Origin of the sequence: Janthinobacterium sp. HH106 (assembly GCF_001758725.1) — a bacterium.
Classification (GTDB): domain Bacteria; phylum Pseudomonadota; class Gammaproteobacteria; order Burkholderiales; family Burkholderiaceae_D; genus Janthinobacterium.
The window spans coordinates 15,733-28,452 of sequence record NZ_LRIC01000014.1 but is presented as its reverse complement, the minus strand read 5'-3'; the positions used below and the strand labels follow the sequence as shown (position 1 = coordinate 28,452).

Below are 12,720 nucleotides of genomic sequence, written 5' to 3'. Positions count from 1 at the left end.
GCCCGGAAGTGGACTGCGCAGCAGCTTGTTGGCACGTGCGCTATCCATGGGCCACCCGCATCTGTTCGGCGATCATGTCGAGCACGCGGTTCGTCATGGCGATGTAGTGCTCCGGGATAAAGCGCACGATCTGTCCCAGCATCAGCAGGCCGAACATGGTGATCATGGAAAAGCCCAGCGAAAACAGGTTCAGCGACGGCGCCACGCGGTTCAGGAAGCCAAAGCCCAGTTGCACCACCATGGTGGAAAAGACGATGGGCAAGGCCAGCAGCATGGCGGCGGCGAAAATCCAGGCCACGTTATACGCCACCGTCTGCAGCAGCAGCGGCCCGTAGCCCTGCCCCACGGGCCAGGCCTTGAAACTGGCGCCGATCACGCCCGTCAGCACGAGGTGGCCGTCGATGGCGAAAAACACGATCATACACATGATGGTGAGCATCCCCGTGATCACGTCCGACGAGGTGCCGTTGAGCGGATCGTTCATGACGGCCATGGAAAAACCCACCTGGCTCGACACGAGGTAACCGAGCACCGACATGACGGACATGGCGAAGTGGAAGGCCAGGCCCAGGACGAAGCCGATGATTGCCTGCTCCAGGGTGGCGACGAGGGCGTGCAGGGAGAACGGATCGATCTTCAACAAGTCCTGCGACACGCCCGACGCCTGCATGACGGGCAGCATCAGGATCGCCAGCACCAGCGACAGCAGCACCCGCACGGGGACGGGCACCATGGCGTCGCCGATGACGGGCGAAGCGCTGAGCATGGCCAGGATGCGGCAGAACGGCCACCACACGGCCAGCAGAAACGGCAGCACCTGATTGAAAATCTGATCCATGGCGCGCGGCGCTATCCGACCAGCGTGGCGGCGCGCTGAAAAATGGACACGCAATAATCCATCAGGTAACCGGCCATCCAGCGTCCGGCCAGGATCAGGGCCAGCAGGGTGACCAGCAGGCGCGGCAGGAAACTCATGGTCTGTTCATTGATCGAGGTGGCCGCCTGCACCAGCGCGACCAGCAAGCCCATGAGCAAACCCGGCACGACCAGAATCACCACCAGCAGCATGACGACATGCAGCGCTTCGATGATCAGGTCGACGGCGACTTCAGGGGTAAACATCGGTCAATAGCCCTGTATGCTGGTAACTAAGGTGTTGACGGTCAGCGTCCAGCCGTCGACCAGCACGAACAGCAGCAGCTTGAACGGCAGCGAGATGACGAGCGGCGAGAGCATCATCATGCCCATGGCCATCAGCACGGACGCCACCACCAGGTCGATGATGAGGAAGGGAATGAACAGCATGCAGCCGATCTGGAACGCTGTCTTGAGTTCGGACAGCACGAACGCGGCCAGCTTGACCGTGAAACTGTGGTCTTGCGGGCGCATGGTCGACGGTTCGCCGGCCAGGTGCGCGATCTGCGCCAGCGCGGCCTTGCTCGTCTGCGCCAGCATGAAGCGCGAAATCGGCACTTCGGCGATCTTCAGGGCTTCCTGCATGCCGATCTGGTCGCGGTCGTAAGGCACGAACGCGTCCTTCCATATCTGGTCGCCGATGGGGCGCATGACCAGCAAGGTGAGAATCAGGGCGATGCCGGTGACGATACGGTTGGGCAAGCCCTGCTGCAGGCCCAGGGCCTGGCGCAGCAGGGACAGCACGATGACGAAGCGGGTAAAGCTGGTCATCATCATGACCATCACGGGCAGCAGCCCGAGCAGGGTCATGACGACGAGGATCTGCATCTTCACCGACAAGTCGGTCTTCGCGCCCGGCACCACGCCGGCGAGCAGGTCCTGCGCGCCGGCGGCGCTGCAGCACAGCATCAGAACAGGGACAGCCAGCGCGGCAGCCAGCGCGCCGCGGCGCCGGCTCAAGCCGGGTACCGCCAGCTTCATGCTGTCATCAGGTCGAGGTTGAGGCCGTCGAGGTCGATGACTTTCAGGCCATAGTTCTCGCCGGCCACCACCACTTCGGCACGGCCGATCGGCGTGCCATTGACCTTGATCACCAGCGGTTCGCCGGCCAGCATGTCGAGTTCGATCACGCTTTCCGGGCCGATGGCCATCAACTCTTCCAGTGAAATGCGGGCCGAGCCCACTTCCAAGGTCAGGGTGACGGGAATCTTGCGCATCATCTGCGGAATGTCGCGGCGCGCGCGGGTGCTGGCCACGTCGGCAACGTCGCCCTGGTCGATGATCATGTCATCGCCCAGGTCTTCCAGCAGGGTTTCGCTCTGGTTGGTATCGGTCATATTCATATTATTCGACATCTTCAAATGAGGTTAAACAGAGCTTGCCCTTGTGTTCGGAAACAGCCGCTGTAAATAAACGGGAGTCGTCCAGCATGACGTCAGTACGGCTCAGACTGACGGGAATCACGTCGCCCACGCGCAGGTCGAACAAGGCGCCCAGCTGCATCTGCTTGCTGACGAGCCGGCCTTCCAGGGTCACTTGCAGGCGCGACGCGAGCGGGCGCACGCTGCCGCGCAAGGCTTTCTTCGCTTGCGCGCGTTCGGGCAACAGGCCGCGCAACACATCGGCCATCAGGCGCTTGTCCAGCGAGAACCAGAACTGGCCGCTCTGCCCCGCTTCGACGTCGCTGAGCGACACGGTGACGATCCAGCTGCCGCGCGCCGGGTGCACGCCGGACTGCACGGCCACCTCGGCACTGGTGTCGATGTCGCTGCTCTTGCCCAGGGTTTGCAGATTCTTGTGGATGCGCGTGAACAAACTGTTCACCAACTGTTGTCCCAGCACCACAGCGAGGCGCTCTTCCGTGGCCGTCACGCGCACTTGCGCCGGATCGGGCAGCGCGCCCTTGGCGCCGGCACTACCGTAGCGATAGTTCAGCACGCTCAAGAGGATCTGCCGTTCGAGCGCAAAGCCCGGCTGACCGGCCGGCGTGGAAAAACTCAGCCAGCGATTCGCGCTGTCCTCGTTCTCCACGCGCGACAAGGTCACGGCATCGATCTGGAAATTGCCCCAGTAGCGCCGGCTCATCGGCTGGCGCAGGGCCACGGCCAGGTCGTCGCGCAGCTGGGCGCCGAATACATGCAGCAAATGGACAGGACGTCCAAGCAGACAGGAATCGAGGACTTGATGGCGCGCAGTTTGATCTGTCTTGGTAATGATTGTCATGTAGTGGTCATGTCGGTATTGCGGTGGCAGAACAAATTATACGGATCGCCCGAAATTAAATACAGCATCATCTTGGCCTTGCCAACCGGCCGGCCGGCGAGCAAACGATTGCGCATCGTATCGCATGCTGGATGACTACGGTGCTGAACAATACATGAAAAAGCAAAATATTGCCATGTATCAATATTCCTTGAGGCAATCCTCTCTTTACTTTATAGTTGCCTCGAGGTAAGCTTATAGCGAGAAAAAAGTGATTTGCAGTGCGCCATTCCGCTTACCTGATTCCGGTTTTTATGGCAGTTTCCAGTCCCTCTTATTGCCACCAGAAGAAACTTTTATCAGATAATTATTAGTTATCATGGCCATGTAAATCATTCGGCGCGATTCTGCCGGGTTTGTTGAATCTGCTTGAGCGGATGGTGTGGCAACTGATAAAACTGATGGGCCCTGTCAATTGGGCCAGGCAAGATGGCATTGGATGTAATGCCTGCCGGAATGGCAACACCAGTAATTTCTGATTGATACGTCACCGCATATTGAAAGTAGAGGGCAAGATGAGCAACGAACTCGCAGGTCTGATCAAGGCCGATCTGGCAGCACTGAGCAATGACGCGCGCGCCCTGGGCGCCAGCATCGCGCCGGCCGCCCAGTTCGGCGCACCGGAACAATCCAGCTTCTCGTTTGCGCAAAGCATGAAAGACGCCATCGGCAAGGTCAACGGCGACGACCGCATGGCTGCACAAAAAATGAGCGACGTCGACAGCGGCAAGAGCGACGACATGGTCGGCGCCATGCTGGCCAGCCAGGAAGCGAGCCTGTCCTTTTCCATGTTGATGCAAGTGCGCAACAAGGTCATGGGCGCGGTCGACGAACTCATCAAACTGCCTCTGTAATCTTCACGTCCTGATCCACGCCCAGCCTCCCAGCGAAAGTTACCCCAAGTGATTACCACCATGAAGTCCGCATTTGCGCGCTGGCGCCCAGGCGCCCAGCCCGCCATCCCGCCCGCCCTGCTGAAAAACCTGGTTCCCATCGTCGTGCTGGCCATCGGCATCACCGCCATGGTGACCATGTATGCCTGGCGCGACCAGGCCAACTACAAGCCGGTGTTTGGCGCGCGCGAAAAAGTGGCCGTGACGGACATGATGGCCACCCTGGACGCCGAGCACATCCCCTACCGTTTGCATCCGGACAGCGGCCAGGTGCTGGTGCCCGACGCCATGCTGGGCAAGGTACGCATGCTGCTCGCCTCGAAGGGCGTGACGGCGCAGCTGCCGGCCGGCCTGGAACTGATGGACAAGAATGACCCGCTGGGCGTATCGCAATTCGTGCAGGACGTGCGCTTCCGCCGCGGCCTGGAAGGCGAGCTGGCGCAAAGCATCATGACGATGGACGCGATCGCTTCGGCGCGCGTCCATCTGTCGATTGCCAAGTCGACGTCGTTCGTCGCCAGCGACGGCGACAAATCGTCGGCTTCCATCGTCGTGGCGCTGAAACCGGGCCGCACCCTGGCGCCGGAACAGATCGCCGCCGTCATCAACATGGTGGCCGGCAGCGTCGCCAGCCTGGCGCCCACGCGCGTGAGCCTGGTCGACCAGGGCGGCAACCTGCTGTCCTCGCACGTCGACCTGACGGACGGTTTCGATGCGTCGGCCGCCGGCAATGAAGGCGCGAAACGCTTTCAGGATGAAATCCGCCGCAACGTCACGGGCTTGCTCGGTCCCGTCATCGGCGAAGACAACTTCAAGCTCAGCGTGACGGCCGCCGTGAACAACGACCGCGTGGACGAAACGCTGGAAAAATACGGCGAAGCGCCGAAAGTGACGAGCGAAGCGATGCGCGAAGAGCAGGAACGCAACCGCACCGTGGCCGGCATTCCCGGCAGCCTGTCGAACCGTCCGCCAGCGGCCGCCGTGCCGGCACCGGCCGACGCCGCCGGTGCCGCACCCGCCGATGGCGCGCCGAAGCCGTCCGACGACGGCACGGCCCGCAAGAACGCCACCACACGCCAGTACGCGTATGACCGCAGCATCACGCAGATCAAGCGCAGCCGTGGCCGCCTGGAAAAACTCAGCGTCGCCGTCGTCCTCAACAGCGCCGCCGCACCGAACCCGAAAACGGGCTGGACACCAGCCGAACTGGGCAATATCGAAAAAATGCTCAACAGCGGCCTGGGCATCAACGCCCAGCGCGGCGACAGCCTGAGCCTGACGGCGCTGGCCTTCCCTGCCAAGCCGCCCGTGGCGCAATGGTGGGAAGAGCGCGACACCGTCGTCGATTTCAGCAGCTGGCTGCTGTACGCCCTGGGTGCCGTGCTCGGCTACTTCCTGATCCTGCGTCCGCTGCTGCGCCTGCTGACCACGCGCCTGGCGCCGCCGGCACTGAAACAGCTCGATCCGGCCCTGGCGCTGGGCGGCAGCAACGCCGCCGCCGGCGCCAATGGCGTGACCGCCGCCGGCGCGCCGGCCTTGGGCGTGAATGGCAGCCCGCTGGCGCTCGAGGGCGAAGCCGCCGCCGGCAACGCCATGCCGGTCGTGCCGCTGCTGGAAAATTATGACTTGCCGCCACCAGGCTCGGCGGTCGACGTGATGGTCGACCACCTGAAAGTGCTGGCGGAAAAAGAACCCGAGCGTGTCGCCGAAGTCGTCAAACAATGGATGCAGAAAAATGGCCGAACTCAACAACAGTAATCCCTCCGACGGCGCCGAATACGAAAGCGCCAGCCTGAACCCAGTGGAACAGGCCGCCATCGTGCTGCTGAGCATCGGCGAAGAACAGGCCGCCAATGTGCTGCGCTGCCTGTCGCGCGAAGAATTGCTGGAAGTCACGCAAGTGATGTCGCGCATGAGCGGCATCAAGGTCGAATCCGTGAAAACGGCCATGCAGACCTTCTTCGACGACTACCGCCAGCAAAGCGGCGTGCACGGCGCCTCGCGCAGCTACCTGAAGCGCTCGCTGGACATGGCGCTGGGCAGCGATATCGCAAATAGCGTGCTCAACAACATTTACGGCGACGCCATCCGCCCCAAAATGGCGCGCCTGCAATGGGCCTCGCCAAAATGGCTGGCCGAATACATCGTCAACGAGCACGTGCAGATGCAAGCCGTGTTCCTGGCCTTCCTGCCGCCCGCGCTGGCCGGCCAGATCCTCGACGCCCTGCCCGCCGAAGGCCGCGACCTGGTCTTGCTGAACCTGGCGCGCCTGGACGAGATCGACCGCGACCTGCTGGTCGAGCTCGACGAACTGGTGGGCCGCTGCCTGGGCGCGCTCGACACGCAAAGCACCAGCGTCGAGGGCATCCGCCAGGCGGCCGAGATTCTCAACCGCATGCCGGGCAACCGCGCCGCGCTGGTCGAACTGCTGCGCGCGCACGACCCGGACGTCGTGTCGGAAATCGAACTGAGCATGTACGACTTCCTGATCCTGGCCACGCAGAGCGATGTCACGCTCACGCGCATCCTGGAAGACGTGCCGATGGAACAGTGGGCGATTGCACTGAAGGGCGCGGAACCGTCGATCCGCGACGCCGTGCTGAAAACCATGCCGCGCCGCCAGGCGCAGAGTTTCGAAGACATGATGCGCCGCTCCGGCCCCGTGCCCCTGTCGCGCATCGAACAGACGCGTCAGGAAATCATGGCCACCGTCAAAGGCCTCGCCGATGCGGGCGAGATCGAAGTGCAACTGTTTGCCGAAGCGGTGATCGAATGAAACACTTCCGCTCGTATCGTTTCCCGCCGCTGTCGCAATTCATCGCCGCCGGCCAGCGTGCCTCCAACGAGGACACGGATGGCCAGTGGCAGGCGTCCGTCTCGGAAGGTTTCGAGCAGGGCCAGCGCGACGGCTACGAAGTGGGCCTGGTGCAAGGCCAGCAGGATGGCTACGACGCCGGGCGCAGCGATGGCATGGCGCAGGGCCGCGAAGAAGGCCGCAATGAAACCTTGGTGGCGCTGGACCGCCTGGCGCGCCCCGTCGACGCCATCTTGCGCGACCTGAAGAAAGTGCGCGCCGATTACCGCGAAGCGCAGCGCAAGGAAGTGGTCGACCTGGTGGCCAAGGTGGCGCGCCAGGTGATCCGCGCGGAACTGGCGCTGCAGCCGGTGCAATTGCTGGCCCTGGTCGACGAGACCTTGGCCTCGATGCCGCCCACGCGCGAGGAAATCGACGTCTTCCTCAATCCGGAAGAACTCAAACGCATCAGCGAACTCGATCCGAAGCGCGCCAAGCGCTGGAACCTGATCGCCGACGCGCGCCTCGACGCGGGCGAATGCCGCATCAAGGCCGGCGACAATGAAGTCGACGCGGGCTGCCATCAGCGCCTGTCGGCCTGCATGGAGCAGGTCAGCAGCCACCTGGCGCTGGCCGCCGAACACGCAGACCACGGCGCGCCTGCATGATCGCCGACACGCTGCGCAGCTTCGAGATCGGCGACATCCCGGTCGCGACCCCCACCGGCCGCCTGGTCGGCGCCTCCGGCCTGCTGCTGGAAAGCGCCGGCTGCCGCCTGCACACGGGCCAGCGTTGTCAAATTGAAACAGTCAATGGCGAATGGCTCGATGCGCAAGTCGTCGGCTTCCGCGAAAAACTGTCGTATTTAATGCCGTTCAAGAAGGCCACGGGCCTGACCACGGGCGCCAGAGTCCTGCCCCTGCCCGACAAGGCCAGCCTGCAGATCGGCCCGTCGTGGCTGGGCCGCATGGTCAATGGCCTGGGCGAGCCGATCGACGACCTGGGCCGCCTCGGCGGCGAACACATCCTGGAAGTGACGCCGCCGAAGATCAATCCCCTGAAGAAACAACCGGTGGTCGAACCGCTGGACGTGGGCGTGCGGGCGATTAACAGCATGCTGACCCTGGGCAAGGGCCAGCGCGTGGGCCTGATGGCCGGCTCCGGCGTGGGCAAGAGCGTGCTGCTGGGCCTGATCACGCGCCAGACCGTGGCCGATGTCGTCGTCGTCGGCCTGATCGGCGAGCGGGGCCGCGAAGTGCGCGAATTCGTGGAAAAATCGCTGGGCGCCGAAGGCTTGAAAAAAGCCGTGCTGGTGATCGCGCCGGCCGACGAATCGCCCTTGATGCGCATCATGGCCACCGAACTGTGCCATTCGATCGCCGCCCATTACCGCGACCAGGGCAAGCACGTGCTGCTGCTGGTCGACTCGCTCACGCGCTATGCGATGGCCTTGCGCGAAGTGGCGCTGGCCCTGGGCGAACCGCCGGCCACGCGCGGCTACCCGCCGTCCGTGTTTTCGAACCTGCCGCAACTGGTGGAAAGCGCCGGCAACGGCGCCCACCCGGAAGGCAGCATGAGCGCCATCTACACGGTGCTGGCCGAAGGCGACGACCAGCAGGACCCCGTGGTCGATACGGCGCGCGCGATTCTCGACGGCCACATCGTGCTCACGCGCGAACTGGCCGAGCGGGGCCACTACCCCGCCATCGATATCGCCGCCTCGATCAGCCGCTGCATGGCGCAGGTGATCACGCCCCCCCACATGCAGGCGGCGCGCGCGCTGAAAGCGTCGATGGCGCGCCATGCGCGCGTGCGCGACCTGATCCCGCTGGGCGCCTACGTGCCCGGCGCCGACCCGATCACCGACCGCGCCGTGCAGTTGCACGCGCCCATCGAAGCCTTCCTGTGCCAGGGCACCAAGGAAGAGGCGCCGATGGGGCCGTGCATCGAACAACTTGAACAGATCATGGCCTAGGAGCATACGTGAGCGACGCGCATACTATCCGCAACCTGACCACCCTGGTCGGCCTGCGCAGCACCGAAGTCGAACGCCTGCAAGGCGAAATGGCGGCGCAGACGGCCGTGCGCGAGCGCTACCAGAAAAACCTGGAGCGCCTGACGGGTCTGTACACGGATAGCGGCCCCAGCGGCGCCCTGCCCCTGGCCCTGTCCGTCAATTGCGGCAACTTCAAGCAAGCCGTCATGCAGATGGCCGACCAGCACCGTACCGACCTGCATTTGCACGAGGCCAACATGGCCGTCTCGCAACGCGCGCTCAATACGGCCTGGGCCAAGCGCGAAGTATTGGACCAGGTGCTGACGCAAAAACAAAAACATGTTGCAAATGAGCAACAACGTGTCGATGCCAAGCGGCAAGACGAGCTGGCGACGCAATTCTGGTTCCGCGGACAGGTAAAATGAGGTTGGTGTAAGTTTCTTTCAGGAAAACTTCACAAAACGGGAATGGGGGTCGCCTTGTACCGGTATATCCCTTTATTCAGGAGTCTGGCATGGCAAACGTAATTACTGCACCGCAATACGATCCGCTCGTCACTGCAAAAAACCTGGCTACCAAGTCGGTCGCGGCGCAGCAGGACAAATTGACTAAGCAAACCGCACTGGCCAACACCACGGCCGCGGCGCTGAACAACCTGAAGCTGGCCATGAGCGCCTTCCAAAGTACGATGACGACCATGAGCAGCAGCAGCAAGTCGCTGCTGAGCCAGTCCGCCACATTCAGCAATACCGCCTATGGCAGCGGCACGGCCGATGCCACGGCAGTTGCCGGCAGCTATTCCTTTTTCGTACAGCAACTGGCCACAGCCAGCCAGACTTCGTACAGCGGCCTCGCCAGCAGCCCCGCCGCCGGCAGCGGCACGCTGGCCGTGCGGATCGGCGATCCGCTGGCCCCCGTCACCGCAGACAACAGCTTTGACATCGACCTGAGCGCCGCTGACAAGGATGCCGACGGCAACCTGACGCCGCAGGAAATCGCCGCCGCCATCAATGGCAACAGCAAGAACAACTCGCGCGTGACGGCTTCCATCGTCACCATCGGCAACCAGGCGCAGCTGGTATTGACATCGAACCTGACTGGCAAGGAAAACGCCGTCACGCTGGACGCGTCGAGCGTGACGAATACCGCGCTGACCAAGGCCCTGGTGACGGACGCGGCCACCAACATCAAGGAAGTCGTCAAGGCGCAGGACGCCATCGTCTGGCTGGGCGCAAAGGACACCGGCACGCAAATCACGCAGGCGTCGAATACCTTTACCAACGTGACGGGCGTGAAAATGACCTTCACCAAGGCCATGAACACGGGCGACGCGCCCGTGACGGTCACGGTGGCAACCGACAGCGGCGGCACGGCAACCAATGTGCAGGCATTCGTCGATGCCTACAACAAGCTGAAAAGCGTGCTGGACGGCCTGGCCAGTTCCGGCGACCCGGACAAGAACGTCGCGGCCGGCATCTTTGCCCACGATTCCGGCCTGAACGCCCTGCGCAGCAATTTGAACAATCTGCTGCGCCAAAGCGTCGGCGGCGTCTCGCTGGTCTCCTACGGCGTGACCGCCAACCGCGACGGCACGCTGAGCCTGAATACGGCCAAGCTGACCGCCAAGCTGGCATCGAACCCTGGCGACCTGGACAAGTTGTTCGGCAACAACAGCCTGTCGGCCCCATCGGGCGTGTTAGGCGGCCTGGACAAGGCGTTGGGCCAATGGAGCAATATCACCAAGGGCCAGCTGGTGCAGCGTCTCGATGCGAATACCAGCTTGCAGAAGTCGCTGAGCAAAAGCACCGACCTGCTGACGAGCCAGTACAACACGGCCTACAAGCGTTTCCTGGATCAATATACGCGCCTGCAAGTCATGCAGGAACAGATGTACAAGACGGTCGACATGTTCGACGCCATGTTTGGCAACGACAAATCCTAAGGCGAGCGTGCCTGCCGCGCCGCCGCAAGTTTAGACAGTGAGAAATAAGACATGTTAAACAATGAAGCTTACGGCAACTACCATGCCGTCAACCTGGATGCCCAGACCGCCCGCGCCACACCGGTCGAGCTGGTACTGGTGCTGACGGACGGCCTGCTGGAAGAACTGGCGCGCGCGCGCGGGCATATCGTAGGCAAGCGCTACGAGCAAAAGGCCATCAGCCTGGATAAATGCACGCAGATCATCAACGGTCTGTCGAGCTCGCTCGATTTCGACAATGGCGGCGAAGTGGTCGTCAACCTGGCCCGCCTGTACGACTATTGCGTGGCGCGCCTGTACACGGCCGGCATCAAGCTCGACCCGACCCTGATCGACGAAGTGACGACCCTGATGACCACCATCAAGCGCGGCTGGGTGGGCGTCCAGGCCAACAATGCCTAGGCGCGGCATCCTGCAACAGCTGAACCGGCAATTAAGCGCCGCCATCGCGCAAGCGGATTGGGAAGCCATGGGAAAACTGTCCGCCAGCCTGGCGAAAAACATCCCCCTGCTGGCCGAACGGGGCGCATGGAATGCGCTGGAACAAACAGAATTGTTGCAATTGCGCAAAAATCACGCGCAAGCGGTTAAAATTTGCTCTGAGGAAAAAGAACGCCTGGGTCAACACCTGGGTGCATTACAGGCAAATAAGGAAGGTTGGGTCGCCTACGCCGCGCTCGGCGAATACGACTCGGACGGGAATCAAGCATGATCATGAACTTCAACACGGCGCCGGCCGCTCCGGCACCGGCGAGCCCTGCGGCAGCTGCACCAGCACCGGCGGCAGCGCCGTCACAGGCCGCCGCCTTGCCCGGCACACCAGGCTATGCCGCTACTGGCGCCGTGCCCTCCGCCCTGCCCCTGTTTGCGCAGGTGCTTGACGTGACGGGCGTGGAAACGGCCGACGCCGACACGCCCGCTCCCGCGAAGGAGAGCGACAGCGACAGCCAGGCCGACAGCAGCCTGCCGGCCATGGCCGCCCCCGTTATCGGCTTGCCGGTGAGCATGCTGCCGCCAACGGACGCGGCCGCAGCCGAGGCGCGTGCCGCCGCCCAGGCGCAAGTACAGACACAAGCGCAGACACAGGTGCAGGCGAATGCGGCGCAAGCCAATCCGGCACTCAACATCAGCCTGCATCCGTCGGCGGTCACCCTGAACGCGCCGGCAACGGCGCCAGCGCCAGGCCGCGACACGCGCGAGCCGCTGGCCGCCGCCAACCCGGCGACGGCCGCCAAGGGCGGCTCGCCGGCACAGCCGTTCGAATCGCTGCTGCAGCAAAGCGCTCCGGCAACCGCCGTCGCCGCGCCTGCCGTTGCCGCGCGCGAAGGCGAACGTGGCGCCGCGACGCCGGCACCGGCCACGCCCAACCTGGGCCTGACGGGCGCGGTCGGCAATACGGCCACAGCGGCCCCGGCCGGCGACACCATCAAGCTCAACGGCCCAGCCCAGCAATGGCAGGAACCGCTGCGCGAAGCGCTGGGCGAACGCCTGCAGACGCAGATCGGTCGCAACAGCGAACACGCAACGATCCGCCTCGAGCCGCCCATGCTGGGACGCATTGAAATTTCCATCCGCCATACGGCCGGCGCGCTGCAGGTGAACGTCACGGCGTCGAATTCGGAAGTGTTGCGCCAGTTGCAAGGCATCGGCGAGAACATGCGCAGCGACCTGGCGCAGCGCCAGTACACCGACGTGGCCGTCAATATCAGCGCCACCCCGCGCAGCCCCGCTGCCCAGGCGTTCGCCGAAGGCGATGCGCGCGGCCAGCGTCAGCCGGGCCGCCAGCAGGACGACGCCGAGCCGGGACGCGCCCTGTCCGACGGCAGCACCGCCGCTACCACATACGCCAGCCACGAGCGAGAGACCGCCTGATGAATAT

Annotated in this window: 15 protein-coding genes; 10 read left to right on the top strand and 5 right to left on the bottom strand. The window is 63.5% G+C overall.

The genetic code is table 11. The features are described 5' to 3' along the window. Nucleotides 1-40 precede the first annotated feature (40 nt). Genes JAB8_RS07490 through JAB8_RS07470 form a run of 5 tightly spaced genes read right to left on the bottom strand, consistent with a single transcriptional unit; the run spans nucleotide 41 to nucleotide 3,138 of the window. Nucleotides 41-838: a flagellar biosynthetic protein FliR gene (locus JAB8_RS07490; RefSeq protein WP_070220034.1), complete on the bottom strand. Its 798-nt coding sequence runs from the start codon at nucleotides 836-838 to the stop codon at nucleotides 41-43. A gap of 11 nt (nucleotides 839-849) precedes the next feature. After that, complete coding sequence (locus tag JAB8_RS07485; protein WP_034757874.1) at nucleotides 850-1,122, bottom strand: flagellar biosynthetic protein FliQ; 273 nt, start codon at nucleotides 1,120-1,122, stop codon at nucleotides 850-852. A gap of 3 nt (nucleotides 1,123-1,125) precedes the next feature. After that, on the bottom strand, nucleotides 1,126-1,896 hold the full coding sequence (fliP, locus tag JAB8_RS07480; RefSeq protein ID WP_070289077.1) for a flagellar type III secretion system pore protein FliP: 771 nt from the start codon (nucleotides 1,894-1,896) through the stop codon (nucleotides 1,126-1,128). Next, nucleotides 1,893-2,258 (bottom strand): FliM/FliN family flagellar motor switch protein, encoded by a 366-nt coding sequence (locus tag JAB8_RS07475; RefSeq protein WP_070220030.1) that lies wholly within the window; start codon nucleotides 2,256-2,258, stop codon nucleotides 1,893-1,895. Before JAB8_RS07475 ends, fliP begins: the two co-directional genes overlap by 4 nt. Before the next feature lies 1 nt (nucleotide 2,259). Next, a complete protein-coding gene (locus JAB8_RS07470; RefSeq protein ID WP_070289076.1) occupies nucleotides 2,260-3,138 on the bottom strand; it encodes a FliM/FliN family flagellar motor switch protein in 879 nt (292 codons plus the stop codon). 554 nt (nucleotides 3,139-3,692) lie between these two features. On the opposite strand from JAB8_RS07470, the gene JAB8_RS07465 reads away from it, so the two are divergent. The 10 genes from JAB8_RS07465 (at nucleotide 3,693) to JAB8_RS07420 (ending at nucleotide 12,713) form a co-directional block, all read left to right on the top strand. Beyond that, nucleotides 3,693-4,031 carry a flagellar hook-basal body complex protein FliE gene (locus JAB8_RS07465; RefSeq protein ID WP_070289075.1) on the top strand — a complete coding sequence of 113 codons (339 nt, stop codon included), beginning with the start codon at nucleotides 3,693-3,695 and terminating at the stop codon, nucleotides 4,029-4,031. A gap of 60 nt (nucleotides 4,032-4,091) precedes the next feature. Then, complete coding sequence (fliF, locus tag JAB8_RS07460; protein WP_139142969.1) at nucleotides 4,092-5,828, top strand: flagellar basal-body MS-ring/collar protein FliF; 1,737 nt, start codon at nucleotides 4,092-4,094, stop codon at nucleotides 5,826-5,828. Next, entirely contained in the window at nucleotides 5,806-6,846 is a 1,041-nt protein-coding gene (locus JAB8_RS07455; protein WP_070289073.1) for a flagellar motor switch protein FliG, read from the top strand. Before fliF ends, JAB8_RS07455 begins: the two co-directional genes overlap by 23 nt. Next, complete coding sequence (gene fliH, locus JAB8_RS07450; RefSeq protein ID WP_070219799.1) at nucleotides 6,843-7,532, top strand: flagellar assembly protein FliH; 690 nt, start codon at nucleotides 6,843-6,845, stop codon at nucleotides 7,530-7,532. Before JAB8_RS07455 ends, fliH begins: the two co-directional genes overlap by 4 nt. Continuing rightward, nucleotides 7,529-8,839, top strand: a complete 1,311-nt coding sequence (gene fliI / locus JAB8_RS07445) for a flagellar protein export ATPase FliI (protein ID WP_070219797.1) — start codon at nucleotides 7,529-7,531, stop codon at nucleotides 8,837-8,839. The genes fliH and fliI overlap by 4 nt, the downstream gene beginning before the upstream one ends. An 8-nt stretch (nucleotides 8,840-8,847) precedes the next feature. Further along, entirely contained in the window at nucleotides 8,848-9,285 is a 438-nt protein-coding gene (locus JAB8_RS07440) for a flagellar export protein FliJ (RefSeq protein WP_070289072.1), read from the top strand. Between the two features lie 89 nt (nucleotides 9,286-9,374). Further along, nucleotides 9,375-10,802, top strand: a complete 1,428-nt coding sequence (gene fliD / locus JAB8_RS07435; RefSeq protein ID WP_070219793.1) for a flagellar filament capping protein FliD — start codon at nucleotides 9,375-9,377, stop codon at nucleotides 10,800-10,802. A gap of 51 nt (nucleotides 10,803-10,853) precedes the next feature. Beyond that, on the top strand, nucleotides 10,854-11,243 hold the full coding sequence (fliS, locus tag JAB8_RS07430; protein WP_070219791.1) for a flagellar export chaperone FliS: 390 nt from the start codon (nucleotides 10,854-10,856) through the stop codon (nucleotides 11,241-11,243). Nucleotides 11,244-11,310: 67 nt separating this feature from the next. Then, entirely contained in the window at nucleotides 11,311-11,553 is a 243-nt protein-coding gene (locus tag JAB8_RS07425) for a hypothetical protein (RefSeq protein WP_254679470.1), read from the top strand. Further along, nucleotides 11,550-12,713 (top strand): flagellar hook-length control protein FliK, encoded by a 1,164-nt coding sequence (locus tag JAB8_RS07420; RefSeq protein WP_070289070.1) that lies wholly within the window; start codon nucleotides 11,550-11,552, stop codon nucleotides 12,711-12,713. Before JAB8_RS07425 ends, JAB8_RS07420 begins: the two co-directional genes overlap by 4 nt. The last annotated feature ends 7 nt before the right edge of the window (nucleotides 12,714-12,720 follow it).